Source organism: Mycobacterium sp. UNC410CL29Cvi84, from assembly GCF_000686745.1.
Lineage (GTDB): Bacteria > Actinomycetota > Actinomycetes > Mycobacteriales > Mycobacteriaceae > Mycobacterium > Mycobacterium mucogenicum_B.
Window position 1 is genome coordinate 77,863 of record NZ_JMLM01000001.1, and the last position, 26,027, is coordinate 103,889.

The following is a 26,027-nucleotide window of genomic DNA, read 5'->3' on the forward strand; positions in this document are numbered from 1 at the left end:
CCGCCATGCTGGCGTCGGGTCAGCGGTCCGAGAACTTCCGGGACACGGCGCTGCGGCTGGTGAAACAGCTGGCGCCGCAACGGCGCCGGGTGATCGTGGTGATGCTGTTGGGCATCGCCGGGATCGCCGTCGGCGTGATAGGGCCGCGCATCCTGGGCCATGCCACCGACCTGTTGTTCAACGGGGTTCTGGGCCGCGGGCTGCCGGCGGGCATCAGCCGTGAACAGGCGGTGGCAGCGGCGCGGGCGCGGGGCGACAACACCTTTGCCGACCTGCTCGCCGGGTCCGATGTCGTTCCGGGCCAGGGCGTCGACTTCACAGCGATCGGCCACGTGCTGACGCTCGCGCTGCTGCTGTATCTGGTTTCAGCCGTGATGGTGTGGGCCGAGGCCCGACTGCTCAACACCATCGTGCAGCGCACCATGTTCGCGCTGCGCTCCCACGTCGAAGACAAGATTCACCGGCTGCCGTTGTCCTACTTCGATTCCCGTCGCCGCGGGGAGATTCTCAGCCGCGTCACCAACGACATCGACAACGTCCAGACGTCGTTGACGATCACCGTCAGTCAACTGCTGACCTCGGCGCTGACAGTAGTGACGGTGCTGGCGGCAATGATCTGGATTTCGCCGCTGCTGGCGTTGATCACCGTGCTGACGGTGCCGCTCACCTTGCTGGCGACGCGCATCATCACCAAGCGGTCGCGGCAACAGTTCATGGCGCAGTGGCGCAATACCGGCCGGCTCAACGCCCACATCGAAGAGACCTACAGCGGCTTCACCGTCGTCAAGACCTTCGGGCACCGGGCACTGGCGGAGGAGAAGTTCCGCGAACTGAACGACGATGTGTACCAAGCAAGTTTCGGGGCGCAGTCGCTGTCTGGGCTGGTCTCCCCGATCACGACGTTCATCGGCAATATCAGCTACGTCGGCGTCGCGGTGGTCGGCGGTATCCAGGTGGCGACGGGACAGATCAGTCTGGGCAGCATCCAGGCGTTCATCCAGTACCTGAGGCAATTCAACCAGCCATTGACCCAGATCGCGTCGATGTACAACACCATGCAGTCCGGGATGGCCAGCGCCGAGCGGGTTTTCGAGTTCCTGGACGCCGACGAAGAGTCCGGAGTCGTGGCTGGGCCGGTGCTTGGCCGTGGGTCAGCGGCACCCGATAGTGGCTTGGGCGTGCTGGACCGCGGCTCGGCTGCGGCCGGCAGTTTCTCGCCTGCGGCCGGCAGTTTCTCGGCTTCGCCGGACCTCGTGGAGTTCGAGCGGGTCAACTTCTCCTACGTACCCGGGACTCCTGTCATCGAAGACCTGTCGTTCGTCGCCGAACCGGGCACCACCGTGGCCATCGTCGGGCCGACCGGGGCCGGCAAGACCACACTGGTGAACCTGCTGATGCGGTTCTACGAGCCGGATTTCGGTCGAATCCTGCTGGGCGGCCACGACATCGCGACGATGAGCCGCGCCGAGCTGCGGTTGCGCATCGGCATGGTGCTGCAGGACACCTGGCTGATCGGCGGCACGATCTACGACAACATCGCCTACGGACGTCCCGACGCCACCGAGGCCGAGGTGATCGAGGCGGCCCGCACCGCGCGCGTCGACCATTTCGTGCACACGCTGCCGAACGGGTACCAGACGCGACTCAACGAGAACGGCGTCAACATCAGCGCCGGCGAAAAGCAGCTGATCACCATTGCGCGAGCGCTGGTCCGGCAACCCCAGCTGTTGATCCTCGACGAGGCCACCAGTTCGGTCGACAGCCGCACCGAGCTGCTGATCGCTCAGGCCACCGCGGAGCTGCGGCGCAATCGGACGAGTTTCATTATCGCGCACCGACTTTCCACTATCCGCGACGCCGATCTGATCCTCGTGGTCCAGGCCGGGCGCATCGTCGAGCGTGGGTCCCACGACGAGCTGCTGGAGCGGCGCGGGGCCTATTGGAAGATGACGCAGGCCTGAGGCTGGCGCCACGTACGTCCGCAACCGAGCTGGGCGTGCTGTCGGTGGCAGCTCGTCGGGCGCCGTCCGGGTGCGGGCCTGCTGCTCCCATCCCGCTGTGGAAGCAGCAGGCCCGCGGTGCGTTGTCACTGTTTAGTTGTCAAGGTGCGCAGTGCTTTAGGTGTTAGGCGGCTGCGTGGTCGAGGTGCATGGTGCGGCGGTTGTGGGCGGGGATGGGTTTTCGGTGGGGGTCGACGGTGGCGGGTGGGATGAGCCAGGGGTGTTTGTCCATTCCCATGACGACGTCCCACCCGTCGTGGTGGATGTTGGCGTGACAGGCCGGGCACAGCAGGCAGCCATTACCTAGTGATGTGTCGCCGCCGTGGGTCCAGTGCACGATGTGATGCGCGTGGGTGCGCCCTGGGGGTGCGCCGCATTTGATGCAGCATTGATCGCGGTGATAGAGCGCTTTGCGCAGATGGGGTGGGAACAGCCGTTTCTCGCGCCCCATATCGAGGGGCACTTGTTCGCCGTCGACGATCATGGTGGTGACGGTGGTGTCGCAGGTGAGCCGGTCCAGGGTCATGGTGCTGATCGACCCGATGAATTCCAGCGTGGCCAGGTCCGGGGTGTCGGCGGGCACCGTCAACAACAGCTGCGTCCGCGGGGCGGAGGCGATGTCCCCGCCGCGGGCCGCGATATCCAACACCGCTTCCAGGGCGTCGGCGCGTCGACGCCCCGCCGAGCGCACATCGGGTTCGGGCCGCGGCGCGGACCCTTGTTCGATCGCCGCGATGTACTTGGCGCCGACTTCGGCGTCCAGGTCCGCGCGGATCTGCACCCGCCCGTCGCTGGTGACGCGGTGGTCGGCGGTGTTGATCGACCGGTCCTCGGCGGCCGGCAGGCCACCTTCAGCGGCGGCGACCCGGTTGCCCAACCGGCGGGCGCGTTTGTCGATGTCGGCGGGGGTGGCGCCGGAGAAGAACTGTCCCAACAGATCGGTCACCTGCGCGAACCGGGCGGCTTCATCCACCGGGCCGGGTGCGCGGGCCTGAATGTGTTAAGTGTGTGTCCCCGCCGCGGGCCGCGATATCCAACACCGCTTCCAGGGCGTCGGCGCGTCGACGCCCCGCCGAGCGCACATCGGGGCTGCCGTCGGGTTCGGGCCGCGGCGCGGACCCTTGTTCGATCGCCGCGATGTATTTGGCGCCGACTTCGGCGTCCAGGTCCGCGCGGATCTGGACCCGCCCGTCGCTGGTGATGCGGTGGTCGGCGGTGTTGATGGACCGATCCTCGGCCGCGGGCAACCCGCCTTCCGCCGCGGCGACGCGGTTGCCCAGTTTTCGGGCGCGGTTCCCGATGTCAGCAGGGGTGGCCCCGGAGAAAAACTGCCCCAACAGATCAGTCAGCTGCGCAAACCGGGCTTCCTCGCTGACTGGTCCGGGTGCGCGGGCGCGAATGTGGTTGATGCCCTTCACGATCGCATCCACATGCTCACCAGAGATCGCACCATCACCAGCGTGGGCCGCGAGCGTGGGCAGCGCCGGCAGCGCGGCACCGACACGGACCAGCCGCTCCGCGACCGACGGCGCACACCCCAACGCCATCAACAGCTCCCGCAGCGTCCGGCCCTGCGCGGCCGCCACCCCGCAGCGGTCGAGCACCCCAGTCAGCATCGCTGCCAGATGATCGGCCACATGACGTATCCGCATCACACACGTGATCGCCTCCACCGCCCCGTCCCCGGACATGTCGTCGGGGACCTGCACGCCACGGAGGTGGTCGAGAAGCGGGTTGAAATCCGGTGCGATTCCCATGCCCAATTGTATCGAACATACGTTCGATAGGCAAGGAACTTTTCTGTCCACATCAGGACATCGGTGACAGCTTCCCGTCCGGCCTCACCGACTCCCGCCAGACCACCCGACTGTGATTCACCCGGCCACCGCTGACCAGGTGTTGTAGCTTTCACACGAAACTGACACGCCAAGGAGTGCTGGGTGGAGCCGACACGATTCGGGCAGTACGAGCTGCGCGAACTGATGGGCCGCGGCGGCATGGGCGAGGTGTACATCGCCTATGACACCAACACCCAGCGCACCGTCGCGCTCAAGGTGCTGCCGCCACACCTCGCCAAGGACCCCGTGTTCCAGGAACGGTTCAAGCGCGAGTCCCAGGCCGCCGCGGGCCTCAACGAGCCGCACGTCGTCCCCATTCATGGTTTCGGCGAGATCGACAGTCAGCTCTACCTGGACATGCGGCTCATCGAAGGCCGCACCCTCGCCGAAATCCTGGCCGACACCGAGCATCGCCCAAGCCCCGACTTCTCCGTCCGAATCATCGAGCAGATCGCCGCGGCCCTGGACGCAGCCCATGGGACCGGGTTGATCCACCGGGACATCAAGCCCTCCAACATCCTGGTGACGGACCACGACTTCGCCTACCTGATCGACTTCGGCCTCGCCCGCACCGCCGGTGAGCACGGATTGACCACGGCCGGAAGCACTCTCGGCACCTTGGCGTACATGGCGCCCGAGCGGTTCGAGGGCGGCCAGGCCGACCCTCGCTCGGACATCTACGCGCTGACCTGCGTGCTGTCCGAATGCCTCACCGGCCGGCGGCCGTATCCGGCCGACAGCCTGGAGCACCAGATCGCCGGGCACGTCAGCGCCCCGGCGCCGAAGCCGTCCGACGTCGACCGGCGGCTCGTCGCATTCGACGACGTGATCGCCAAAGGCATGGCCAAGAAACCCGGCAAGCGCTACCAGCACGCCGGTGAACTCGCCGCGGACGCCCGCGCCGCACTGAGCGCGCAGGTCCGCGTTTCGGGCCGCACCGGCCCGCGCACGGGCTCGGGACGCCATGCGGTGCAGACCGACGAACCGAAGCGCCGCACCCGGCGGATCGTCATCGCGGTCGGTGCGGTGATCGTGCTGGCCGCCGGTGCGGGAACCGCGTGGCTCTACTGGTCCCGGCAATACCAGGTCGGGCCGTCGGGTTCGGTGCCGTCGATTGCCGCCAAACTGCCTGCCGATCTCAAGGATTCGGGCCGACTGGTCGTCGGAGTCAACATTCCTTATGCACCAAACGAATTCAAGGGCACCGACGGGAAGTTCACCGGTTTCGACGTCGATCTGATGACGGCGGTGAGCCGGGTCCTTGGGCTCGAACCGGAGTTCCGGGAGATCGGAATCTCCAAGATCGTCGCTTCGGTGCACGACGGCATCATCTCGGTCGGGGCGTCCTCGACCACCGACACCAAACAGCGGGAGAAGTCAGCCGACTTCGTGACCTACTTCAAAGCCGGCGTGCTGTGGGCCAGGCGGGCCGGATCGAGTGTGGATCCCAACGCGGCGTGCGGATTACGGGTGGGCGTACACCTCGGCTCGGTCGAGGAGACCGACCACCTGCCGGCCCGCAGCGCGGCATGCGTGGCGGCCGGCGTGGCACCCATCGAGATCGTCCCGATCGCCGGCCAGGACGGCGTCACCGCGGCACTGCTCGCCGGCACCGTCGACGCCATGGCGGCCGACTCGCCCGTCACCGGCTACGCGATCAAACTCAGCGGCGGCAAGCTGGAAGCGGCCGGCGGCATCGTCGATGCGCAACCCTACGGGTGGCCGGTGGCCAAGGGCTCGTCGCTCGCCGCCGCGTTGCAGGCGGCGCTCAAACACCTGATGCAGACCGGTGAATACCGGGAGATCGCCACCAAATGGGGTGTGGAGATGGGCATCATCGACAAGCCGGTCATCAACGGCGCGCTGCGCTAGGCCGTCTACTTCGGCCCGATGTTCGCACCCAGCCATTTCCGGCTGACGGCCGCGTAGCTGCCATCACCTTGAATAGTGCTGAGCCACTTGTTGATTCGCTGCTGCAGCGACACTGCATCCTTGGGCATCAGGTAGGCCTTCTGCGCGACGGTGAACGGCTGGTCGGTCGATACCGCGCACAACTGCGGATGTTGCGTGACCTGCCAACGAACTTCACTGCCGTCGGTGATCATGACGTCGGCCTTGCCCTCGATGACCTGATCGAAAATGGTGTTGTTGTCCGGGTATTCGACGATGCTCGCGTGGTGCAGATTGGCGCGGTCGAATTGTTCATTGGTACCACCCGGATTGACGACAACCCGCACTCCCCCGCGATCGATATCGGGCAGCGAGCGGTACTTCGCGGCATCGGCGCACCGCACGATCGCCGCCTTGCCATCGCGCAGATACGGCTCGGAGAACAGCGCCTTGGCGGCGCGGTCGGCGGTGATGCTGATACCCCCGACTGCCAGCTCACATTTGTGCCCGAGGTCCGCCATGAGCGTCGGCCAGGTGGTGGGCACCAGATGCAGCTCCACGCCGGATTCCCGAGCGAAATCCCGGACCAGATCGATGTCCATACCGCTCCACTCACCGGCGGCGTCACGGTAGGTGAACGGGCGATAGTCGCCGGTGCTGCACACCGTCAGTGCCTTCGGTGTGGATTCGTCCGGCGGCGAGCTGCACGCCGCAACCGCCGCAACGACCAGCACCGACGCCATCGCGAACACTGTGCGCCTCATGCAGCCAGACTCTCACGCGACCACCAACTCGCCTACGCTGGCTGTATGCGTCGAGTTGCGGTACTGGCAGTGGCAGGTGCACTGCTCAGCGCCTGCACACAGACCGTGCCGGGCCAGGCCGGCGCGCCGGGCGACCTCACGTGGCAACGTCCCATCACCGATTCGGTGTCCAGCCTGGGCGGCACGCTCGGCACGGTCGGGGAAGCAATGACCGCGCACGACTTCGTCGCCATGTCGCGGGATTGCACAAAACTGCAAGGCACTCTGGACGATCTCGGCAAGAACCTGCCGACGCCCAACGCGGACGTCAACTCGTCGTTGCAGGACAGCATCGACAACTTCCGGTCGTTCGCCCGCGTCTGCACGATGATGACGCCGGGCACCGCGGACGCGTCGCTCGACCAGCTGAGCGGCTATCTGGACCGCGGCGACAGCTCCATGCGAAAGGCCTTGCAGCAGATGGGAATCGAGCTGCCGGCCGCTCGCTAGCCGGCCGGCTTCGACGCAACCAGCCCCACCGCCGCCAGATGCGTTCGATGTCGTGAATAGGACACCCGTAACTGCCGGACGCGGCGGCGGGCTTCCGGATGCCGCGCGAGCTTCGCGACGAAACGGACTGCGCCCCAAATACCTTCGTCGACGACCTGTCGCCGGAGCGCCAGCGGTGACGCCCGCGCGACCCGCACTCGCTCCACCGTCAGCCCCGCCTCCACCAGCAGTTGCTCCCACCCTGCCACGGTCATCGGCCGGACCTTGGTCAGTGCGGCACCGGCCAATTGGCCCGCGATGTCGGCGGCCTCGGCTTGAGTGTCGGGCGCCATCGCCAGTTCGTGCAGTACATAGCGGCCGCCCGGCCGCAGCAAGCGCACGGCCTCCGCGACGATCGCCTCCTTGGCGTCCCCGTCGTGCATGGTGAGAAGCGACTCGCCGATCACCACATCCGCACTCGCGTCGGGCAGGTCCGTATGGGCAGCGTCCCCGACCCGCACATTGTCCTGTCCGGCCACCAGAGCGACAGTGTCGGCAGCATCACGGTCGAGCTCGATGCCCAGGTACGAGCGCGGGGCGCGGGCCAGAATCTCGGCCGCGGTCCGCCCCATTCCGGGTCCGAATTCGACGACATCGGCATTGCTGACGTCCACGTCGGACAGCAGCGCGCGCGTCAAATGCATGCCGCCGGGCCGCAACACGCGTTTCCCGAGTCTGGCGAGGAGCCAATGCCCGGCCACTGTGTAGTCGCCCCGATCCGACCTCGGCAGTGCCGGCGGGATCGGGTGCGGTGGGGCGTAATTGCCGTAATGCCAATGATTCATCGCTACTGCGATTCCCGCTCAGCCCGCGCGCAAACGTGCTTGGCCCATGGCGTTCCACCGCAGGTCAACGCGTTGCCGCCCATAGTTCGTCAACTCCCAGTATGTTTGCCCTGTCGTTCGGTCCTACGTTGCGCCCGAAGGAGCCACATGACCATCGCGTCCCCGCGTCATCGCGTCGTCGTCATCGGATCGGGATTCGGTGGCCTGCAGGCTGCCAAGGCCCTCAAACGCGCCGACGTCGACATCACCTTGATCTCGCGCACGACGACCCATCTGTTCCAGCCATTGCTGTACCAGGTCGCCACGGGCATCTTGTCCGAAGGCGAGATCGCACCGACGACGCGGCTGGTCCTGCGTAAGCAGAAGAACGTCACCGTCCGCCTCGGCGAGGTCGAGCACATCGACCTGAAGGCGCAGACCGTCACCTCCAAGCTCATGTCGCAGGTGACGGTCACGCCGTACGACAGCCTTATCGTCGCGGCCGGCGCCCAGCAGTCCTACTTCGGCAACGACCACTTCGCGACGTTCGCGCCGGGCATGAAAACCATCGACGACGCCCTCGAACTGCGCGGTCGCATCCTGGGCGCGTTCGAGGCCGCCGAGGTGGTCACCGACCCGGCAGAACGTGACCGCCGGCTGACGTTCGTCGTGGTCGGCGCCGGGCCCACCGGCGTCGAACTGGCCGGGCAGATCGCCGAGCTCGCCGAACGCACCCTGGCCGGCGCGTTCCGCAGCATCAAGCCGCAGGACTGCCGCGTGATCCTGCTGGACGCCGCGCCTGCGGTGCTGCCCCCGATGGGTCCCAAGCTCGGCGCCAAGGCGCAGAAACGCCTGGAGAAACTCGGCGTCGAGATCCAGCTCAACGCGATGGTCAGCGACGTCGACTACAAGGGCATCACCGTCAAGGACAAGGACGGCACCGAGCGCCGCATCGACTGCGCCTGCAAGGTGTGGTCGGCCGGTGTGCAGGCGAGCCCGCTGGGCAAGCTCATCGCCGAGCAGTCCGACGGCACCGAGACCGACCGGGCCGGCCGCGTCGTGGTCGAGCCCGACCTCACGGTCAAGGGGCACCCGAACGTCTTCGTCATCGGTGATCTCATGGCCGTCCCAGGCGTGCCGGGCATGGCGCAGGGTGCGATCCAGGGCGCCACCTACGCCGCCGACATCATCAAGCGGTCCCTGGCCGGCCATGACGACCCCGCCAACCGCGAGCCCTTCAAGTACTGGGACAAGGGCAGCATGGCGACCGTGTCGCGGTTCGACGCGGTCGCCCAGGTGCCGGTGCCGCTGACCAAGAAGAAGCTGGAATTCGCCGGACCGTTCGCGTGGCTGTCGTGGCTGGTGCTGCACCTGGTCTATCTGGTCGGCTACAAGAACCGGGTGACGACACTGTTCACCTGGTTCGTCACCTTCCTGGGCCGCGGCCGCGCGCAGATGGCGATCACCAGCCAGATGATCTACGCACGCACCTCGATGCAGCTGCTGCAGAACCAGCTGAACGCTTTGGCCGCGGCCGACAAGGTCGAGAAGAACGAGTCCGCCTAGCCGTTCTCGTCAGGGCTCCAGGTACTCGGCAGCATCGGCGCGCGCACCTCGTCGCCGGACACCGCCGTCAATCCCGCTGGCGTACCGCCCGCGCGCGATACGGCTCCGGTGAACCCCATGGGGCCGGCGCCGCTGTCCGAGGCGCCGGATTCCCATTCCGGCGCGACATCGAGGTCCATGTATTCGACAGCGTCACCTTCTTGTTTGCGCCGACCGCGACGCCGGCGCGCCTGCCGGGCCGACGCCGCAGCAGCCGAGGCTTCTTGGGCTGTCCTGGATGCCCGTGCCGACGCGGCGGCATCGACGCGCGTCTGACGCTGGAGCCACGCGCTCGCGCCGATACCCGAACCGTCACCGACCGCATATGGGAACCCGGGGTCTCCCACGGGCGGCGGCGAGGTCGGTGCCGGAGCAGCGGGCGACGACACCGTGCCGGTCGGTGCCGACGCGGAGGCACTCACCGGGGCCGACGCAGAGGTCGCCGTTGACGCCGGGCTGGGCGCAGGGGCCGTCGCGACGGCGGGCGTGGGCGTTTCCTGCGGCGCCGGCAGCAGCTCCGTACCGATCACCGCAGAGGGAACCTGGATACCGGCCAGTCCCGCGAACCCGGCCACCCAACCGAGGTTGGCGATCGCCAGGCCCAAAGCCGGCTGGATCAACGCCGGCGCGAACTGCCCGAGCACCGAAGCCAGCTGCGACGCATGGAAAGTCACGTCCGCCAACACCATCGGCAGATTGGTCAGCAGCGCGGCCGGATCGGTCAGCAGGTTGTTCCACAGCAGTTCGAGGTGCTCTCCCATCTCGGCGCCGACCTCGAACCACCACTCCAGATCGGTCGGGTCCAGATCGCCGTGGCCGTGATCGTGATCGTGGTCATGGTCGTGATCGTGGTCGTGATCGTCGTGCCCCACGATCGAGGGCGCGGGCGTGGACTGCGGAGCGGACGTCGTCGCCACGTCGGAAACGGCTTCGTACGTCGCCATCGCGGTGGCGGCCTGTACCCACATGCGGACGTAGTCGGCCTCGGTGACCGCGATGGGAATCGTGTTGATACCGAAGAAGTTTGTGGCCACCAGCGCGGCCTGCGTGGCGTGGTTGGCGGCCAATTCGGCGAGTGTGGGCATCGTGGCCAACGCAGCGCTGTATGCGCCGGCGACGGCCTCATGCCGGGCCGCGCGGGCATGGCTTTCCAGGCCACTCTGGGTCAGCCACTCCAGATACGGAACGTGTGCGGCCACATATCGCTCTGCCGTCGGTCCCTGCCATGCTCCCGCATGCGCTGCCGCGAGAACGGCCCGAAGCTCCTCGGCGACCGCTGTGTAGGTCGCGGCGAGCGAAGACCATTGGGCCGCGGCCGCGAGCAGTGGGCCCGGACCCGGACCGCTGCCGAGCAATGCCGAATGCACCTCTGGCGGCGACGCCATCCACACCGGCATTGCCATCACGCATCCCCCGCTCCGTTAACGGTAATGAAAACTATGTTCATTAAGGTAGCAGCCCGGTTGCGTGGCGCAAGAAAATGCGTTGCCGAACGGACGAGGGCTCTGAAGGATGCGACCTACCTAGGTCAACCCGCCAGCGTCCCCAGGAGTTCATCCGTGCCCGACTTCTCGCCGGTCATCACCGACTACTGGACCGCCGCGTTCAGCGGAAAAACGTTGCACCGCAACAAAAACCTGACGATCAACGTCAACCCGGATCTGCAGCACGACGAACGCGCCGCCATCCTGCGGACCGCCGACGACGACCGCGTGTCGATCGCCGTGAGCTCCGCCGTCGCCGATGTGCTGACCAATGACATTGCCGCACTCGACAATCCGACCGAGGCCGACATCAGAGCCGCACTGGCCACCCAGGGCGTCGTACTGAACGGCGCCGACAATGTGTTTTATCTCTCAGAATCGGCGGCCGCCGACATTCTCGGCGACATCGGAGCAATCAACGTCCGGCCGCTGACCGATCGCGACGCCGACATCTTTGCGTCGTTCAAAGCGGCTGTCCCCGAAGAGGACTGGGACGGCGCGTACGTCGAACTCGACCACTGGGCGGTGTTCGGCGCGTTCGACGAGCGCGGACGTCTTGTGAGTATCGGCAGCATGTATCCGTGGGACGACGTGTTTCCGTTGGCCGACATCGGAGTGCTGACCCTAGGCTCCGTACGAGGCCGAGGACACGCAAAGTCATTGGTGCGTGAGATGTTTCGCTACGCGCTCACGCAAGGATTCGAGCCGCAATACCGCTGCCAGCTGGACAATGCCGCCTCGATCAAGCTGGCCGCCAGCGTGAATCTGGAACCGTTCGGGCAGTGGGAAACCGTCATGCCCGACGACGCGTGACGGTGGGATTGTGTGGTGGTCCCGACTGGGATCGAACCAGTGACCTTCCGCGTGTGAGGCGGACGCTCTCCCCCTGAGCTACGAGACCGGGGAATCTCACCGACCGGATCGGTGCGACGACAGACACTAACACGTCCCCCGACCCGAACGGGAATCGCGCCCCGCCGGCGTCGGGCGGGACCCGTCCCGGCCACCCGAACCCACCACCGCGCCGCCTCAGGAGTCACGGGACACAACGCCCGAAACACCGGCCAAGACGCCGTCACCTCCACGAACCAGCCCGTTTACCAGCGGTTTTCACGCGATTTGTATCTGCTCGCATTCGTGCACTAATGTCTTGCATCGCAACGGACGAACAAAGTTCAACCGAAGCGAAACGCGGATGTAGCGCAGTTGGTAGCGCATCACCTTGCCAAGGTGAGGGTCGCGGGTTCGAATCCCGTCATCCGCTCGAAGGTGCGAATGGCATCAGCCCCAGTGGTGGAGTGGCCGAGTGGTGAGGCAACGGCCTGCAAAGCCGTGCACACGGGTTCGATTCCCGTCTCCACCTCCAAAAGTTTCAACCCGGCGCGATTAGCTCAGCGGGAGAGCGCTTCCCTGACACGGAAGAGGTCACTGGTTCAATCCCAGTATCGCGCACCAGAGTTTCACGACAGGCCCGGTTTTCGAACCGGGCCTTTCTTTTTACCCACGACCAGCAACCCACAATATATTCGTACCGATGCACGGTTTTTCGTCGAATTTGCATACAGACCAGCGCTGATGACGGTAGCGTCAATCTCGCAATATCGGCATATTGCCGAACCGAGCTAACTCTCCGAGGTCGAAATGTTGCGTGCGTTGATCGTTGCTGCCCTGATCACCTCCGCCGGCGTGGCCATCGCCCCCGCCGCGCAGGCATCCGGGTACAAGAACTGTTCGGCAGCCCATGCCGATGGTCGGTACAACATCCCGCAGGGTGATCCCGACTACAAGGCATCCCAGGACCGCGATGGCGACGGCATCGCCTGCGAGGGCTGAACAGAGCTGACCGGAGAGGCCTCAGACCGCGGCGGCCCGCAGGCCTTCATCCAGTTCCTCACGGACGTGTCGCTCGACAAGAAGAAGCACGAAATCCCGCACCGTGCACGATGCGAAGCCTTCGTGTGCGCGCCGAACCGCGGTGGCGATCTGCGCGGGATCAAGTGACGGATAGCGCGCCGCCAGGCGTGCCACGACTTCGCTGATCGCTCGCTCTTCGCTGAACTCGCGCATCGACACATTCTCGCGCGGCGCTCCCCCACGCGATGCCGAAACGAGGTAAAAGAGTCCGGTCACCGACCGGCAGTCACCTCGTCGTAGAAGATGCCCAGCCGGTCGATTCGCCACAGCTGCCCGTACACCACGAGGACGGCGCCGAACACCGTCGGCCAGATGAGCAGTGCGACGAGTCCCCAGATCAGCAGCGCGGCCCCGCCCACCGCGCCGACGACCCAAATTCTTTGGACGACAGCGAAACCCGCCGGCATGCACGACCGGTCCTGCATCCACAGCCGCTCGCCGTAGATGCCGCGGGAGGACCAGGCGACCGGCTTGTCGACGGGCGCGAACGCATGCGGGTTCCACCACAGCCACAGGACGACGACGCCGACAGGCACGAGGGCCCACCCGCCGATCCAGACGCGGCTCCAGATCGCCAGCAGCATCAGCGGGATGGCCGCGAATCGCGTCCAAACGCTCCACGGGTTGGCGTGGCGCCGCCAGGCCTCGTCGCTCATGCCGGCAGCGCGCGCGTACTTGTCCAATAGCTTCACCGCAGCATTCCCCTCGCCAGTGTTCGGATGGTCGCCTCGAGCACGTCGTCGTATCCGGCGCCGAACCGGTCGCGGTTCATCACCACCAGACCGACGGTCCGTATGACGCCCAGAAGGGCCTCCGGCGCGATGTCGTCGACCAGGACGCCGTCGCGCTGGCCGGCCGCGAGGTAGTCGAGCACCGGGCTGACGATCTGCGGCATGACGCGCGCGAGCTGCTCGGGCCCGACGCGGCGGGTGACCGCCGTCAGTTCGTCGCCATGGGTCAGCAGCCTCCGATAGAAGGGATCGTCGACGAGCACGTCGGTAATGGCATGCATGAGGTGAACGAGGTTCTCCTCATCGACGGGCCGACCCAGCGCCTCGGCAAGCTGAGCTCCCACCAGAGGCGCCCGCCGCAGCATCACCTCGAGATAGAGCGACTCCTTCGAGTCGAAGAACGCATAGAAGCTGCCCTTGGCGATCCCCGCCGGCTCGACGAGTTCGTCCAACGACGTCTTCTTGAGGCCCTGCGTGCCGAACAACCGCTCGGCCGCATCGACCAATGTGCGCGCTATGCGGTCCTTCTCCTCAGAAGTGAACGCCACTGCCATAGCTATGACTCCTTTGGTCAGATAGTCATAGCCTACGTGTTTGCGACCCTTACCGCTAGGGCATCCCACCACTACTCGACGCCCCGAAGGCGCCGGCACAGTGAACGCCGGCAGATTTGCCTCAGCCGGTGCGTAACGATTTACTGTCGCACTTCGATGAACTAGCTCAGGACGGTGCTGCCAATAGCCACCGCGCGATGTTGACGGTTCAGCTAGCTAATTCTTCGCACGTACCTACGCAGCCTCGTGCGCCGATTGGCGGGCCGTCCACTCACTTGACGTAACGAAACAGCCATCGGTGCAGTTCAAATAGCTTGCCAACCAGATGCAGGTGATCGACCGGGAGAATCCGTCGAGTGCCACACCAGCCCCATCAGGCAACAGGCGGGCCAACTCGTACTTTCAGTCAGCAAATCCAAATCTGTTACATGGATATTTCTGCAAAGTTCGCTCAATTGGTTGCACAACGCCCGAATGTGGACTACAAATGTTTGCTGTAAGCGAGTTTCGCTCCAGGAGGGACACCAATCATGGCTAACATCACCACTCGCATCGCAGGATCGATCGCTCTCGCTGGAGGCGCCGCCATCGTCGCGCTCGCCGGCGCCGGCGCCGCTTCGGCCGCCCCGACCCCGCCGCCCCCGAACCCGATCCAGCAGATCGGCCAGTTCGGCACCCAGCTGAACCACGCCATCGGCACGTTCGGCACCCAGAACGAGCAGGCCCTCGGCCAGGCCGGCACCTACTACAACCAGGCCGCAGGCACCGCCGGCACCTACTACGAGCAGGGCGCAGGCCAGCTCGGCACCTTCGCCACCCAGCAGCTCGTCGGCTTGGTGGGCGGCGTCTTCGCACCGCAGCACTGATCTCACGCGAGACATTTCAGGGCGTGGGCCGCAACGGCCCACGCCCTGCGCTGTTTTCTCCACCACTCAGCGCCCCACACACATTGCTAGAAGAGCTAAACTTTGTCGTCATGAGCTCAAAAACGTCGATCGCCGCTGCCGCGGCACTGGCCGTGGTGAGCTGGGGCGCATCGACGGCGGTTGCCGTGGCCGACCCCACGCCCGCTTCCCCGGGACCCGCGGCTCCCGCCGGAGGCCCCAAGACCAGCATCGACGGTGACGGGCTGTTCATCGTGGGCAAGGACATCGCGCCCGGCACCTACGCCACCGCCGGACCGGTCGGCGACAAGCGCTGCTACTGGCGGCGGATGAACAACGTGGACCCGCACGCCAAGAACAACGTCATCGACAGCGCCATGACCGCCAAGCCCCAGGTCGTGCTCATCGATGAGACCGACAAGGCGTTCAAGACCAGCGGCTGCCAGCCGTGGCACGTCACCGACGCCGCACCGGACTCCACCGGACCGGGCCCCAACATTTCCCCGCAGGCCCGCGCGGCGATCGCGATTCTCGGCACCCTCGGCGGAGGCGGCGGCGCTCCCGCCCCGGCCCCCGCACCCGCACCGGCGCCGCCCGCACCTCCAGCTACGCCGTAGTAGTGCATCCTTAGCGGCATGGACGTCGACGCGCTGCTGCAATCGATCCCGCCGGTCGCGGTGTATCTCGTGGTCGGGTTCGTGATCGGGCTCGAAAGTCTGGGCATTCCCCTGCCGGGCGAGATCATTCTGGTCACGGCCGCCGTCATGTCGTCCCGGCACACGCTGGACATCGACCCGGTGGGCGTCGGACTGTCCGCCGCGGCCGGCGCCATCATCGGCGACTCGATCGGCTACAGCATCGGCCGCCGCTTCGGCATGTCCCTGTTCGAACGCCTGGGCCGCCGGTTCCCCAAACACTTCGGGCCGGGCCACGTCGCACTCGCCCGGCGACTCTTCAGCCGCTGGGGCGTCTGGGCCGTGTTCTTCGGCCGCTTCGTCGCACTGCTGCGCATCTTCGCCGGGCCGCTGGCCGGGGCGCTCAAGATGCACTACACGCGCTTCCTGGCCGCCAACGCGGCCGGCGGCATCGTGTGGGCCTGCGGCACCACAGCCGTCGTCTACTACCTGGGCGTCGCCGCCGAGAAGTGGTTGGCCCGGTTTTCCTGGGTGGCGTTGCTGGTGGGTGGCCTGCTCGCCCTGACTGTGACGATCGTGCTGAAAGAGCGCACCGCCAAGGCGATCGAGGAACTGGAAACCGAACACGACTGGGACACTCTGCGGCAGTCATAGCTTCGTCAACTTGCGGTTGACGATTTCTTTTCGTCAACCTACGGTTGACGCATGGCTACATCTGCTGAATCCGCACACACCTCCACCCCCAATCCGATTGCCGGCACCATCCGCCTCGACGACCTCATCGAGGCGATCAAGAAGGTGCACACCGAACCGCTCGACCAACTCACCGACGCGATGCTCGCCGCCGAGCATCTCGGCGACATCGCCGACCACCTCATCGGCCACTTCGTCGACCAGGCCCGCCGCTCGGGGGCGTCGTGGACCGACATCGGCACCAGCATGGGCGTGACCAAGCAGGCCGCCCAGAAACGTTTCGTCCCCAAGGAACCCCGGCTCGACACCATGGATCCCAAGGACGGGTTCAGCCGCTTCACGCCGCGCGCCCGCACCGCCGTCGTGGAAGCCCAGCAGGCCGCGCACACCTCGCGCAGCACCGAGATCACGCCCGACCATCTGTTGCTCGGACTGCTGACCGACCCCGGATCACTGGCCATGGTCCTGCTGAGCAATCAGGGCGTCACCGCCGACCAGATCCGCGCGGCCGCCGCCGTTCCCGTCGGCACCACCGAACCCAAGGCCCTGATCCCGTTCGACGGCGCCGCCAAGAAGGTCCTGGAACTGACGTTCCGCGAGGCACTTCGGCTGGGGCACAACTACATCGGAACCGAGCACATCCTGCTGGCTCTGCTCGAATCCGAGGACGCCGACGGACCCTTGCACCGCCTCGGTGTCGACAAGGGCCGCCTCGAAACCGAACTCGAGAAGATGCTCACCGACTTCGTCGCCGCCCAGCAGCAGGCCACAGACCAGTCGGAGCAAGCATGAGTGTCCACTGACAGGGACAAATCGACCCACTGACCTCGACCAAGTGGCGAGATCTAGTCCATTCCGGCGAGGCCATGAGGGCGGTGTGCCATCATGCGAGGCAGTCATTACGGAGAGGACGCGATGAGCACGGGCGTGAACGGCAACAGGACCTACCGCTGGTTGGCGGGCTTGCTCGGTGCGTTGACCCTGCTGGCCGCCGCCCTGGCGCCGTCGGCAGCGGCCGAAACGAGCATCGGCGACGTCGGCCAGCCCCTTCGCGTCAACTACAAGGGCCTCGTTGCGGACATCACCGTCCACAATGTGCTGCCCTCGGACGAACCGCCGGGCTGGACGTGGAACGGCACGCCGCGGTGGCGCAATCAGGGTGGCCCGTGGAAGTCCGATGTCACGGTCCACGTGATCTCGACACCCAACCCGTACTGGATGGCCTCCAACGTCACCTTCACCGGCGTTACTCCCTTCGCCGACGCCTACGCGTCCAAGCACACCGACGACCCCAACGCGCTGGAGCTCAAGCTGCTGAACGCACCCGCCGGGTCCACCGTCGATGGCGTCGTCTACTGGGACGTCTACCGCGGACTGGTCAGCAACGTGGTCATGCTCAACCCGGCCACCGGCACGCACCTCGCACAGTGGAACCTCTGGCAGCCGGGCACACCGATCCCCTGAGTCGCTGTCGAACCGACATAAACTGCCCCTGTCCCGTGCGGACTGGGGCAGTTTTGTGTTTCCGGACAAGGAGATTCCGATGACGGTGCAGGTGCGGCAGGCGCAAGCCGAGGACCTCGGCGAACTCGCCGACGTAGCCGCCGCGACGTTCCCGCTGGCATGCCCGCCGTCGTCGTCGCCGGAGAACATCGCGGCGTTCATCGCCGCCAATCTGTCCGCCGACCGCTTCGGCGACTACCTGCGCGATCCCGATCGTGCCGTGTTCGTCGCGCACGACGACGCGCGAATCCTGGGCTACACCATGCTCATTCGCGGTGTGGCCGACGACGCCGATGTGCAGCGCGCCGTACCGGAACGGCCGGCCGTCGAACTGTCCAAGTGCTACGTGCTGCCCGACGTCCACGGCGGCAAGGTCGCCGCAGTGCTCATGGACGCCTCGGTCGCCTTCGCCCGCGAGCTCGGCGCCCGCTGCGTGTGGCTGGGCGTCAATCAGGAAAACGAACGCGCCCAACGCTTTTACCGCAAGCACGGGTTCGAGGTCACCGGGACCAAGACGTTTCAGCTCGGCGCCCGAACCGAGAGCGACTATGTACTGGTGCGGCCGCTGTAGACCTCAGGCGTGCAGCTGGGTGCCCTCGTGGGTCAGCGCGAGCAGGCGCGACGTGGCACGCAGGTATTTCTTGCGGAAGCCGCCGGCCAGCATCTCGTCGCTGAAGACGGTGTTCATCTTCTCCCCCGACGCCACGACGGGAATGCCCGCGTCGTAGAGCCGGTCGATCAGGGACACCAGCCGCAGCGCGACCGACTGGTCGTACACCACGTGCACGCCGGTGATGAAAACCTGCTGCACACCTTCGATCAACGCGTGATAGCGCGAGGGGTGCATGGTCGCCAGGTGCGCGCACAGCGCGTCGAACTCGTCGAGCGTGGCGTCGTCGACGCCGACGGCCCACGACCGGACCTGCTCGTCCGACGGCGGCACCGGGGCCGACGGCAGCGCGCGCTGCCGGTAGTCGGGGCCCTCGACCCGGACGGTGGTGAAAATGCTCGACAGCGTGTTGATCTCGCGCAGGAAGTCCTGGGCGGCGAAACGGCCCTCACCCAGCTGTTCCGGCAGCGTGTTCGACGTCGCGGCGATCGACACGCCGCGCTCCACGAGCGCCGAGAGCAGCCGGGAGATGAGCGTGGTGTTGCCGGGATCGTCGAGCTCGAACTCGTCGATGCAGACCACCACGTAGTCGGACAGCAGCTCGATGCACTCGGTGAAGCCGAAGACACCGGCCAGCTGCGTCAGCTCACCGAACGTGGCGAACGCGGCCGGGCCGGCGTTCGCGCCGGCCAGGGTGTAGTACGTCGACGCCAGGAGGTGGGTCTTGCCGACGCCGAAGCCGCCGTCGAGGTACATGCCGACCCCGGGCAGTGCTTCGCGCTTGCCGAACAGCTTCTTCTTTCCGGCCCGCTGGCGGATCGCGTCCTCGCAGAACTTGCGGGCCGAGACGACCGCCGCAGCCTGCGACGGCTCATTGGGATCCGGCCGGTAGGAGTCGAAGCTGACCTCGGCGAATGTGGGCGGCGGAACCAGCTCGGCGATCAGTCTCTCCGGCGTGACGGTCGGGTGACGATCGGTCAGGTGCGCGACTTCGCTGGCCCCAGGCATGAAGGCACCATAGCGGCGTGCTGGAATGATTCACGTGTCCGATCCCGACGCTGCGACGCAGCTCACAGAGCTCAGCGCGGTCGGTGCTGTCTTCCGGACCGACTCCGCCACCAACGATGAATCCCTGCTGGCTCCGCTCTACTCCTACCCCGACCAGCTGGACCGGCCGTGGGTGCGCGCCAACATGATCACCAGCCTGGACGGCGGAGCCACCGACGACGGCAGTTCCGGTGGCCTCGCCGGTCCCGGGGACCGGGCGTTGTTCGGTCTCATGCGCCAGCACGCCGACGTCATCCTGGTCGGTGCGGCCACGGTCCGCATCGAGAACTACTCCGGGGCCCAGATGTCCGCCGCTCAGCGGCAGGCCCGCCAGCTGCGCGGCCAGGCCGAAGTGCCGCCGATCGCGGTGATCACGCACAGCGCCGACATCCCGCACGACGCCAAACTGTTCACCCGCACCGAGGTGCCGCCGCTGATCCTCACCAGCCGCGACAGCATCGACGACACCTGCCAGCGGTTCACCGGGCTCGCCGAGGTCATCGACGCCTCCGGCACCGCACCCGACCGCGTCGACCCGCACGTCGTCCTGCGCGTCTTCGCCGAACGCGGGCTGATGCGGGTGCTGACCGAAGGCGGCCCGTCACTGCTGAACATGCTGATCGAGGACGACCTGATCGACGAGATGTGCGTGACCATCGCACCGATCCTCGTCGGCGGGCAGGCCCGGCGGATCGCCTCGGGCCCCGGCGAGGCACACACCCGGCTGCGCCGCAGCCACGTGCTCACCGACACCGCGGGCTACCTGTACACGCGCTACGTCCGCTGACGGATCCGGACCACGGGCATCGCTACTGTGGTGGCCATGCGTCGCCGCCTGCTGCTCCCGGCCCTGAGCCTGTCGACCGTGGTGCTGTCGACGGTCGTGGCGGGCTGCGCTCCGCTGCTGGCCGCCAACCCCCGGTACGTCACCGACTCCGGTGCCCGCCCGCAGGGCGCGGCGACCACGTCCAAGGCACCCGAAGGCCCGCCGCCGATCGCCGTGCCGAAGAAGGATCTGACGTGGCGTGAATGCACGTCGCGGGTGTTCGGCGACGCCACGGTGCCCGCCGTGCCGGGGGTCATCCTGGAGTGCTCCGACTACGACGCCGATCTCGACTCCCTGGGCGGCTCCTCCGGGACCGTCAGCATCGGTGTGGTGCGGGCCCGCCTGGCCACGACCCCGGCCGACGCCGGACCGATCGTCATGACCACCGGATCGGACATCCCGACATCGCACCAACTGCCGGTGTGGCTGCAGCGCGGCGGCGTCGACCTGTTGAAGACGCGCCCGGTCGTCGCCGTCGACCGCCGCGGCATGGGCATGTCCGGGCCGCTGAGCTGCGTCTCGAGCAATGACCGCCAGGACCTGCTGGACCAGGCCCAGTTCCTGTCCGGCGACGACCAGGTGGCCAACCTGGCGAAGGTCGCCACCTCGGCCACCACCGACTGCACCGACAGCATCGCGCCGGGCGAGTCGGCCTACGACAACGCGCACTCGGCCGAGGACCTGGAACGCCTGCGCAGCACGTGGGACGTGCCCGCGCTGGCCGTTCTCGGCATCGGCAACGGCGCCCAGATCGCGCTCGCCTACGCGGCGTCACACCCCACTAAGGTCGCCCGGCTGGTGCTGGACTCCCCCTTGCCCCTGGGCATCTCGGCGGAAGCCACGGCCGAGCAGCGGGTGAAGGGACAGCAGGCCGCGCTCGACGCGTTCGCCGCGCAGTGCGTGGCCAACAACTGCCCGCTGGGCCCGGACCCCAAGGGCGCCATCGACGGCATGCTGGCCGACGCCCGCGCCGGACGCGGCGCCGGCGGCGCCTCGACGGCCGGTCTCGTCGAGTCGATCACTACGGCGCTGGGCTACCCGCGCGGCGACGGGCTGGCCAACACCCTGTCCCTCGCCGGCGCGCTGGCCGCGGCCCGCGGCGGCGACCCGACCGCGCTCAACGCGCTGAGCGCGACCGCGGAGGCGACGCGCCAGACCGACGGACAGTTCGTCAACCGGTGCGACGACTCCGTCAACCGCCCCACACCGGACCGCGTCCGCGAACTGCTGGTGGCCTGGCCCAAGAAGTACCCGCAGTTCGGCGCCGTCGGGGCGCTGAGCCTGGCGCCGTGCCTGAGCTGGCCCAGCAGTCCCGCACCCGCGGCCCCCAAGGAACTGAAGGTGCCGATCCTGTTGCTGGGCACCCACAACGACGCGATCGTGGGCGGCGACGGCGTCGCCGCCGTGGCGGCCATGGCGATCAACGCGGGCAACAACAGCCGTCGCGTGATGTGGCAGGGCACCGGCCACGGCACCCTCGTCTACACGCCGTGCGCCCTGCCCCCGGTGCAGGGCTACCTGACCTCCGGCAAGCTGCCGGACACCGACACGTTCTGCCCGGCCTAGACGAGGCGTCCATCGCCCCGTTATAGGGTTCGGTGGTGACGCGCCCTCTATCGCTCCTGAGCGTCTTCGGTCCCCGCACCGGCCCGCAGAGCACCGCGGATATCGTTCGCAATGCACTGTGGCCCATCGCGATCGTGTCGATCATCCACCGCAGCTATGTGCTGACCACCAACGGTTACATCACCGACGACTTCGGTCCCGTGTACCGCGCGGTGTCGAACTTCCGGCGGCACTGGGCCATCTACAACGAGCACTTCAACTACGTCGACCCGCACTACCTGTACCCGCCCGGTGGCACCCTGCTGCTGTCGCCGTTCGGGTTCCTGCCGGAGTTCGCGTCGCGGTTCTGGTTCGTCGCGATCAACTCGGTGGCGATCATCATCGCCGCCTGCCTTCTGGTACGGCTGTTCAAGTTCTCGCTGACGTCGGTGGCGTTGCCCGCACTTCTGCTCGCCATGTACTGCACCGAATCGGTCACCAACACTTTGGTTTTCACCAACGTGAACGGCTGCATCCTGCTGGCCGAGGTGCTGTTCTTCACCTGGCTGCTGGACGGCAAGAAGAACCACGAGTGGCTGGCCGGCGCCGCCATTGGCCTGACCCTCGTGCTCAAGCCGCTGCTCGGCGTCCTGCTCCTGCTGCCGCTGCTCAACCGCCAGTGGCGCGCCCTGGTCGCCGCGTTCGCGGTACCTCTCGTCTTCAACGCCGTGGCCTGGCCGCTGTCGGCCGACCCCATGGGCTTCGTCCGCAACACCGTGCCGTACATCTTCCAGACGCGCGACTACTTCAACAGCTCGGTGCTCGGCAATGGCATCTACTACGGCCTGCCGATGTGGCTGATCATGCTGCTGCGCATCGCCTTCGTGGTGCTGGCCGCGGCCAGCCTGTGGCTGCTGTACCGCTACTACCGCGAGCGCGACCAGCTGTTCTGGATGCTCACGTCCTCGGGTGTCCTGCTCATCACCTCGTGGCTGGTGCTGTCCCTGGCGCAGGGCTACTACTCGATGATGCTGTTCCCGTTCCTGATGACGGTGGTCCTGCCGCGGTCGACGATCCGCAGCTGGCCGGCCTGGCTCGCGGTGTACGGCTTCCTCACCATGGACCGCTGGCTGATGTGGCGCTGGCCGACCACCGGCCGGTTCCTCGAGTACATCAAGATCACCTACGGCTGGTCGCTGATGCTCGTCGTGGTGTTCTGCGTCCTGTACTTCCGCTACCTCGACGCCAAGAAGGACGGCCGGCTGGACCAGGGCATCGACCCGTTGTGGTTGTCCAAGCCCCAGCCCGCTCCCACGGGTAGCGTGAGCGCATGAGCATCCCGCCTCCCAAAGTGGAACTCACCGACTCCCAGTGGCGAGAGAAGCTGAGTCCCGCCGAGTTCCACGTGCTGCGTGAAGCCGGCACGGAACGCCCGTTCGTCGGCGAATACACCGACACCAAGACCGAGGGCGTCTACCAGTGCCGGGCCTGCGGCGCCGAGCTGTTCCGCAGCACCGAGAAATTCGACTCCCATTGCGGCTGGCCATCGTTCTTCGACCCGGCCGACTCGGACGCGGTGATCCTGCGGTCCGACAACAGCCTCGGCATGCGACGCGTCGAGGTGCTGTGCGCCAACTGCCACAGCCACCTCGGACACGTCTTCGAGGGCGAGGGCTACCCCACGCCGACCGACCAGCGCTACTGCATCAACTCGATCTCGCTTCGCCTGGTTCCGGCCGAGAGCTGAGACGTGGTCGCGCAGCCCACCGACGCACAATTGCGGCGGTGGCGGCAGCACCTGGCCAATGAACGTGCCGAAGCCGCCGTCTACCGCGATCTGGCGCAGCGCCGCCAGGGCGCCGAACGCGACATCCTGCTCGAACTCGCCGTTGCCGAAGGCCGGCACGAGAAGCACTGGCTGACGCTGCTCGGCGATCAGGTCGGCAAGCCGCATCGGCCCGACCTGCGGACCCGGGCCCTCGGGTTTCTCGCCCGCCACCTCGGCTCGGTGTTCACCCTCGCGCTGGCGCAACGGGCCGAAGCACGCTCGGAGTACGAGACCGACGTCGACGCCACGCCGACCATGGCCGCCGACGAGCGCATCCACATGGAAGTTGTTCGCGCCCTTGCCAGTAGAGGCCGCGACCAGCTGTCGGGCAGCTTCCGCGCCGCGGTGTTCGGCGCCAACGACGGGCTCGTCAGCAATCTGGCACTGGTCCTTGGCATCGGCGCCACCGGGGTGTCGAGCGCGACGATCCTGGCCACCGGACTCGCGGGGCTGATCGCCGGGGCCCTGTCGATGGGCGCAGGCGAGTACGTCTCGGTCAACTCCCAACTCGAACTGCTCGAGGCGTCGACGCCCAGCGCCACGGCGGGCACCGCCGTGCGGGCCCTCGACGTCGACGCCAACGAACTCGAGCTGGTCTACCGGGCCCGCGGGATGAGCCCCGAGGACGCCGCCGTCCGCGCCGCCGACGTCTTCGCGAGCCTGCGCGCGGGTGCCCTGGCCGACTCGCCGCTGGGCGAGGTGTCGACCGAGCACCACGAAGCCGTCGGCACCGGTTTGCGTGCCGCGGTGTCCAGCTTCCTGTTCTTCGCGTCCGGCGCGCTGATCCCCGTGCTGCCCTACCTGTTCGGGCTCACCGGCATCACCGCCGTCGTCGTCTCGGCGGTCCTGGTCGGGTTGGCACTGCTCTCCACGGGCATGGTCGTCGGCCTGCTCTCCGGCGGGCCCCCGCTGCGACGGGCGTTGCGCCAGTTGATGATCGGCTACGGCGCAGCCACGGTGACCTATGTGCTGGGCCTGTTGTTCGGGACCGCGGTCGGCTGATGAAGCAGTCCGTGCAGGACCGCCGCGACGCCGGCCGCGCCGCCCGCGCCCGGCTGCCGAGAGCGGCGCTGGCCGACGTCCACATCACCGCCGACCGCCCCGACCCGATGGCGCTGCTGCAGTCGCAGGCCACCTCCCGGATCGCCGAACTCGTCCCGATCAGATACGGCCGGATGCTGACCTCGGCACTGGCCTTCTATCGCGGCGCGGCCCTGATCATGGCGGCCGATCTGGCGGCCGGCCCGCACACCGGGCTGACCGCGCAACTGTGCGGTGACGCCCACCTGTGCAACTTCGGCCTGTTCGGCTCACCCGAACGCAATCTCGTGTTCGATGTCAACGACTTCGACGAAACCCTCCCCGGCCCGTGGGAATGGGACGTGAAGCGGTTGGTGGCGAGCCTGGCAATCGCCGGCCGGGACAACGGCTTTCGCGCCGACGATCGCGCGGAGGTGGTCCGCAGCTGCGTCAGCGGCTACCGCACCCGCATGCAGGAGCTGGCCGGTATGGGCGAGCTCGAGGCCTGGTACACACAGACGACCGTGGACGCCGAGCTGCAGAACAGCGTCGACACCAAATTCGCCCGCGAGATCCAGCAGACCGCGGCCAAGGCCCGCGCACATGACAGTCTCCAGGCCGTCGCGAAACTGACCGAAACGGTCGACGGACAGAGCCGGCTCATCAGCCGGCCGCCGTTGGTGGTCCCCATCGAGGAACTGGTCGGCGCTGACCGGGCCCGGCAATACGAACAGCAGATGACGCCGTTCATGGAGCGCTACCGCGACAGCCTGGAAGACAGCCGGCGCGCCCTCATCGAGCGCTTCGACTACGTGACCATGGCGCGCAAGGTGGTCGGCGTCGGCAGTGTCGGTCTGCGGGCCTGGATCGTGCTGCTGACCGGGCGCGACAGCGACGATCCGCTGTTGCTGCAGATGAAGGAGGCCCAGCCCTCCGTCTTGGAACGCTTCCTCGGCGCCAGCCCGTATCCGAATGCCGCTCAACGGGTTTCGGTCGGACAGCGACTGATGCAGGCCAGCAGCGACATCCTACTCGGGTGGCTGCACGCCGTCGGGCCGGACGGCTACGAGGCCGACTACTACGTCCGTCAGCTCCACGACTGGAAGGGTGCGGTGTCGGTGCAGACGTCGAACCCGAAGCTGCTGGCCGACTACGGACAAGCCTGCGCCCACGCACTGGCCCGGGCCCACTCCCGCACCGGCGATCGCATCGCGATCGCCGCCTACCTCGGCAGCAGCGACGCCGCCGATACGGCACTGACCCGGTTCGCCGAGGCGTACGCCGACCAGAACGAGCGCGACTACGCGGCGTTGCGCGAAGCCGTCGACGCCGGACGGATCACCGCAGAGTCCGACCTCTGACTC

26 protein-coding genes, 4 tRNA genes and 2 pseudogenes are annotated in these 26,027 nt (G+C 67.1%); 22 read left to right on the top strand and 10 right to left on the bottom strand.

The window, feature by feature from the left end; all coding sequences use genetic code 11:
* Positions 1-5 precede the first annotated feature (5 nt).
* On the top strand, positions 6-1,961 hold the full coding sequence (locus tag BR47_RS0100400) for an ABC transporter ATP-binding protein (protein WP_029118250.1): 1,956 nt from the start codon (positions 6-8) through the stop codon (positions 1,959-1,961).
* 163 nt (positions 1,962-2,124) lie between these two features.
* On the opposite strand, the gene BR47_RS29355 is transcribed toward BR47_RS0100400, so the two are convergent.
* Both BR47_RS29355 and BR47_RS29360 read right to left on the bottom strand, forming a co-directional pair.
* Entirely contained in the window at positions 2,125-2,946 is an 822-nt protein-coding gene (locus BR47_RS29355) for an HNH endonuclease (RefSeq protein ID WP_231506626.1), read from the bottom strand.
* Positions 2,947-2,965: 19 nt separating this feature from the next.
* The gene (locus tag BR47_RS29360; RefSeq protein ID WP_051634536.1) at positions 2,966-3,757 is read right to left on the bottom strand and encodes a DUF222 domain-containing protein; all 792 of its coding nucleotides are present in this window, start codon (positions 3,755-3,757) and stop codon (positions 2,966-2,968) included.
* 183 nt (positions 3,758-3,940) lie between these two features.
* Between BR47_RS29360 and stpK7 the strand changes: the two genes are divergently transcribed.
* The gene (stpK7, locus tag BR47_RS0100415) at positions 3,941-5,710 is read left to right on the top strand and encodes a serine/threonine protein kinase StpK7 (protein WP_029118251.1); all 1,770 of its coding nucleotides are present in this window, start codon (positions 3,941-3,943) and stop codon (positions 5,708-5,710) included.
* Between the two features lie 5 nt (positions 5,711-5,715).
* Here stpK7 and BR47_RS0100420 read toward each other — a convergent pair whose 3' ends face one another.
* Positions 5,716-6,492, bottom strand: coding sequence for a transporter substrate-binding domain-containing protein (locus BR47_RS0100420; protein ID WP_029118252.1), 777 nt, complete (start codon positions 6,490-6,492; stop codon positions 5,716-5,718).
* Between the two features lie 45 nt (positions 6,493-6,537).
* Here BR47_RS0100420 and BR47_RS0100425 point away from each other — a divergent pair, with 45 nt between their 5' ends.
* Complete coding sequence (locus BR47_RS0100425) at positions 6,538-6,981, top strand: hypothetical protein (RefSeq protein WP_141772135.1); 444 nt, start codon at positions 6,538-6,540, stop codon at positions 6,979-6,981.
* Here BR47_RS0100425 and BR47_RS0100430 read toward each other — a convergent pair.
* A complete protein-coding gene (locus tag BR47_RS0100430) occupies positions 6,978-7,805 on the bottom strand; it encodes a class I SAM-dependent methyltransferase (RefSeq protein ID WP_051634537.1) in 828 nt (275 codons plus the stop codon). The two genes, BR47_RS0100425 and BR47_RS0100430, sit on opposite strands and share 4 nt — an antisense overlap.
* A gap of 147 nt (positions 7,806-7,952) precedes the next feature.
* Between BR47_RS0100430 and BR47_RS0100435 the strand changes: the two genes are divergently transcribed.
* The gene (locus tag BR47_RS0100435) at positions 7,953-9,350 is read left to right on the top strand and encodes an NAD(P)/FAD-dependent oxidoreductase (protein ID WP_029118255.1); all 1,398 of its coding nucleotides are present in this window, start codon (positions 7,953-7,955) and stop codon (positions 9,348-9,350) included.
* On the opposite strand, the gene BR47_RS0100440 is transcribed toward BR47_RS0100435, so the two are convergent.
* Positions 9,347-10,795 (bottom strand): PPE family protein, encoded by a 1,449-nt coding sequence (locus tag BR47_RS0100440; protein WP_029118256.1) that lies wholly within the window; start codon positions 10,793-10,795, stop codon positions 9,347-9,349. The genes BR47_RS0100435 and BR47_RS0100440 overlap by 4 nt on opposite strands.
* 24 nt (positions 10,796-10,819) lie before the next feature.
* Between BR47_RS0100440 and BR47_RS0100445 the strand changes: the two genes are divergently transcribed.
* The gene (locus tag BR47_RS0100445; RefSeq protein WP_141772136.1) at positions 10,820-11,686 is read left to right on the top strand and encodes a GNAT family N-acetyltransferase; all 867 of its coding nucleotides are present in this window, start codon (positions 10,820-10,822) and stop codon (positions 11,684-11,686) included.
* 13 nt (positions 11,687-11,699) lie between these two features.
* Here BR47_RS0100445 and BR47_RS0100450 read toward each other — a convergent pair.
* Positions 11,700-11,774 (bottom strand) — tRNA-Val (locus BR47_RS0100450).
* A 290-nt stretch (positions 11,775-12,064) separates the two neighbouring features.
* Between BR47_RS0100450 and BR47_RS0100455 the strand changes: the two genes are divergently transcribed.
* The 4 genes from BR47_RS0100455 (at position 12,065) to BR47_RS0100470 (ending at position 12,706) form a co-directional block, all read left to right on the top strand.
* Positions 12,065-12,137: transfer RNA gene (locus BR47_RS0100455), tRNA-Gly, on the top strand.
* Positions 12,138-12,165: 28 nt separating this feature from the next.
* A tRNA-Cys gene (locus tag BR47_RS0100460) sits at positions 12,166-12,239 on the top strand.
* 14 nt (positions 12,240-12,253) lie between these two features.
* Positions 12,254-12,328 (top strand) — tRNA-Val (locus tag BR47_RS0100465).
* Between the two features lie 186 nt (positions 12,329-12,514).
* Positions 12,515-12,706: an excalibur calcium-binding domain-containing protein gene (locus tag BR47_RS0100470; RefSeq protein WP_020101794.1), complete on the top strand. Its 192-nt coding sequence runs from the start codon at positions 12,515-12,517 to the stop codon at positions 12,704-12,706.
* Between the two features lie 21 nt (positions 12,707-12,727).
* Here BR47_RS0100470 and BR47_RS0100475 read toward each other — a convergent pair whose 3' ends face one another.
* The 3 genes from BR47_RS0100475 to BR47_RS0100485 are packed head-to-tail and all read right to left on the bottom strand — an operon-like array spanning position 12,728 to position 14,072.
* Positions 12,728-12,940: a three-helix bundle dimerization domain-containing protein gene (locus BR47_RS0100475; RefSeq protein WP_029118258.1), complete on the bottom strand. Its 213-nt coding sequence runs from the start codon at positions 12,938-12,940 to the stop codon at positions 12,728-12,730.
* 59 nt (positions 12,941-12,999) lie between these two features.
* Entirely contained in the window at positions 13,000-13,479 is a 480-nt protein-coding gene (locus BR47_RS0100480; protein ID WP_020101796.1) for a DUF6653 family protein, read from the bottom strand.
* Positions 13,476-14,072 carry a TetR/AcrR family transcriptional regulator gene (locus tag BR47_RS0100485; RefSeq protein WP_029118259.1) on the bottom strand — a complete coding sequence of 199 codons (597 nt, stop codon included), beginning with the start codon at positions 14,070-14,072 and terminating at the stop codon, positions 13,476-13,478. The genes BR47_RS0100480 and BR47_RS0100485 overlap by 4 nt, the downstream gene beginning before the upstream one ends.
* 530 nt (positions 14,073-14,602) lie before the next feature.
* Between BR47_RS0100485 and BR47_RS0100490 the strand changes: the two genes are divergently transcribed.
* The 7 genes and pseudogenes from BR47_RS0100490 (at position 14,603) to BR47_RS0100515 (ending at position 18,358) form a co-directional block, all read left to right on the top strand.
* On the top strand, positions 14,603-14,938 hold the full coding sequence (locus BR47_RS0100490) for a hypothetical protein (RefSeq protein WP_020101798.1): 336 nt from the start codon (positions 14,603-14,605) through the stop codon (positions 14,936-14,938).
* A 110-nt stretch (positions 14,939-15,048) separates the two neighbouring features.
* Complete coding sequence (locus BR47_RS29365; RefSeq protein WP_020101799.1) at positions 15,049-15,573, top strand: Rv1352/Rv1906c domain-containing protein; 525 nt, start codon at positions 15,049-15,051, stop codon at positions 15,571-15,573.
* Between the two features lie 18 nt (positions 15,574-15,591).
* On the top strand, positions 15,592-16,245 hold the full coding sequence (locus tag BR47_RS0100500) for a DedA family protein (RefSeq protein WP_020101800.1): 654 nt from the start codon (positions 15,592-15,594) through the stop codon (positions 16,243-16,245).
* A 348-nt stretch (positions 16,246-16,593) separates the two neighbouring features.
* Positions 16,594-16,791, top strand: a pseudogene (locus tag BR47_RS34170) (Clp protease N-terminal domain-containing protein); the annotation flags it as partial.
* Positions 16,792-16,827: 36 nt separating this feature from the next.
* Positions 16,828-17,076, top strand: a pseudogene (locus BR47_RS34175) (Clp protease N-terminal domain-containing protein); the annotation flags it as partial.
* A gap of 123 nt (positions 17,077-17,199) precedes the next feature.
* The gene (locus BR47_RS0100510; protein ID WP_036426508.1) at positions 17,200-17,748 is read left to right on the top strand and encodes a hypothetical protein; all 549 of its coding nucleotides are present in this window, start codon (positions 17,200-17,202) and stop codon (positions 17,746-17,748) included.
* 79 nt (positions 17,749-17,827) lie between these two features.
* Positions 17,828-18,358, top strand: a complete 531-nt coding sequence (locus BR47_RS0100515; RefSeq protein WP_029105309.1) for a GNAT family N-acetyltransferase — start codon at positions 17,828-17,830, stop codon at positions 18,356-18,358.
* A gap of 3 nt (positions 18,359-18,361) precedes the next feature.
* Here the strand turns inward: BR47_RS0100515 and zapE are convergent, their stop codons facing one another.
* A complete protein-coding gene (zapE, locus tag BR47_RS0100520; RefSeq protein WP_020101804.1) occupies positions 18,362-19,405 on the bottom strand; it encodes a cell division protein ZapE in 1,044 nt (347 codons plus the stop codon).
* 25 nt (positions 19,406-19,430) lie between these two features.
* Between zapE and BR47_RS0100525 the strand changes: the two genes are divergently transcribed.
* The 6 genes from BR47_RS0100525 to BR47_RS0100550 are packed head-to-tail and all read left to right on the top strand — an operon-like array spanning position 19,431 to position 26,024.
* Complete coding sequence (locus BR47_RS0100525) at positions 19,431-20,231, top strand: pyrimidine reductase family protein (protein WP_036426509.1); 801 nt, start codon at positions 19,431-19,433, stop codon at positions 20,229-20,231.
* 36 nt (positions 20,232-20,267) lie between these two features.
* Positions 20,268-21,836 (top strand): alpha/beta fold hydrolase, encoded by a 1,569-nt coding sequence (locus BR47_RS0100530; protein ID WP_177127298.1) that lies wholly within the window; start codon positions 20,268-20,270, stop codon positions 21,834-21,836.
* Between the two features lie 35 nt (positions 21,837-21,871).
* Positions 21,872-23,149, top strand: coding sequence for an arabinofuranan 3-O-arabinosyltransferase (gene aftC / locus BR47_RS0100535; protein WP_029118263.1), 1,278 nt, complete (start codon positions 21,872-21,874; stop codon positions 23,147-23,149).
* Positions 23,146-23,562, top strand: coding sequence for a peptide-methionine (R)-S-oxide reductase MsrB (msrB, locus tag BR47_RS0100540; protein ID WP_029118264.1), 417 nt, complete (start codon positions 23,146-23,148; stop codon positions 23,560-23,562). Before aftC ends, msrB begins: the two co-directional genes overlap by 4 nt.
* Before the next feature lie 3 nt (positions 23,563-23,565).
* Entirely contained in the window at positions 23,566-24,645 is a 1,080-nt protein-coding gene (locus tag BR47_RS0100545) for a VIT1/CCC1 transporter family protein (RefSeq protein WP_029118265.1), read from the top strand.
* Positions 24,645-26,024 (top strand): DUF2252 domain-containing protein, encoded by a 1,380-nt coding sequence (locus BR47_RS0100550; protein ID WP_029118266.1) that lies wholly within the window; start codon positions 24,645-24,647, stop codon positions 26,022-26,024. The genes BR47_RS0100545 and BR47_RS0100550 overlap by 1 nt, the downstream gene beginning before the upstream one ends.
* The last annotated feature ends 3 nt before the right edge of the window (positions 26,025-26,027 follow it).

Bases quoted from the DNA above. Each gene is read 5' to 3' on its own strand.
- BR47_RS0100400 (WP_029118250.1), top strand. From the start codon at position 6: ATGCTGGCGTCGGGTCAGCGGTCCGAGAACTTCCGGGACACGGCGCTG.
- BR47_RS29360 (WP_051634536.1), bottom strand. From the start codon at position 3,757: ATGGGAATCGCACCGGATTTCAACCCGCTTCTCGACCACCTCCGTGGC.
- BR47_RS0100420 (WP_029118252.1), bottom strand. From the start codon at position 6,492: ATGAGGCGCACAGTGTTCGCGATGGCGTCGGTGCTGGTCGTTGCGGCG.
- BR47_RS0100425 (WP_141772135.1), top strand. From the start codon at position 6,538: ATGCGTCGAGTTGCGGTACTGGCAGTGGCAGGTGCACTGCTCAGCGCC.
- BR47_RS0100430 (WP_051634537.1), bottom strand. From the start codon at position 7,805: ATGAATCATTGGCATTACGGCAATTACGCCCCACCGCACCCGATCCCG.
- BR47_RS0100435 (WP_029118255.1), top strand. From the start codon at position 7,953: ATGACCATCGCGTCCCCGCGTCATCGCGTCGTCGTCATCGGATCGGGA.
- BR47_RS0100445 (WP_141772136.1), top strand. From the start codon at position 10,820: ATGAAAACTATGTTCATTAAGGTAGCAGCCCGGTTGCGTGGCGCAAGA.
- BR47_RS0100470 (WP_020101794.1), top strand. From the start codon at position 12,515: ATGTTGCGTGCGTTGATCGTTGCTGCCCTGATCACCTCCGCCGGCGTG.
- BR47_RS0100475 (WP_029118258.1), bottom strand. From the start codon at position 12,940: ATGCGCGAGTTCAGCGAAGAGCGAGCGATCAGCGAAGTCGTGGCACGC.
- BR47_RS0100485 (WP_029118259.1), bottom strand. From the start codon at position 14,072: ATGGCAGTGGCGTTCACTTCTGAGGAGAAGGACCGCATAGCGCGCACA.
- BR47_RS0100490 (WP_020101798.1), top strand. From the start codon at position 14,603: ATGGCTAACATCACCACTCGCATCGCAGGATCGATCGCTCTCGCTGGA.
- BR47_RS29365 (WP_020101799.1), top strand. From the start codon at position 15,049: ATGAGCTCAAAAACGTCGATCGCCGCTGCCGCGGCACTGGCCGTGGTG.
- BR47_RS0100500 (WP_020101800.1), top strand. From the start codon at position 15,592: ATGGACGTCGACGCGCTGCTGCAATCGATCCCGCCGGTCGCGGTGTAT.
- BR47_RS0100510 (WP_036426508.1), top strand. From the start codon at position 17,200: ATGAGCACGGGCGTGAACGGCAACAGGACCTACCGCTGGTTGGCGGGC.
- BR47_RS0100515 (WP_029105309.1), top strand. From the start codon at position 17,828: ATGACGGTGCAGGTGCGGCAGGCGCAAGCCGAGGACCTCGGCGAACTC.
- zapE (WP_020101804.1), bottom strand. From the start codon at position 19,405: ATGCCTGGGGCCAGCGAAGTCGCGCACCTGACCGATCGTCACCCGACC.
- BR47_RS0100525 (WP_036426509.1), top strand. From the start codon at position 19,431: ATGATTCACGTGTCCGATCCCGACGCTGCGACGCAGCTCACAGAGCTC.
- BR47_RS0100530 (WP_177127298.1), top strand. From the start codon at position 20,268: ATGCGTCGCCGCCTGCTGCTCCCGGCCCTGAGCCTGTCGACCGTGGTG.
- msrB (WP_029118264.1), top strand. From the start codon at position 23,146: ATGAGCATCCCGCCTCCCAAAGTGGAACTCACCGACTCCCAGTGGCGA.
- BR47_RS0100550 (WP_029118266.1), top strand. From the start codon at position 24,645: ATGAAGCAGTCCGTGCAGGACCGCCGCGACGCCGGCCGCGCCGCCCGC.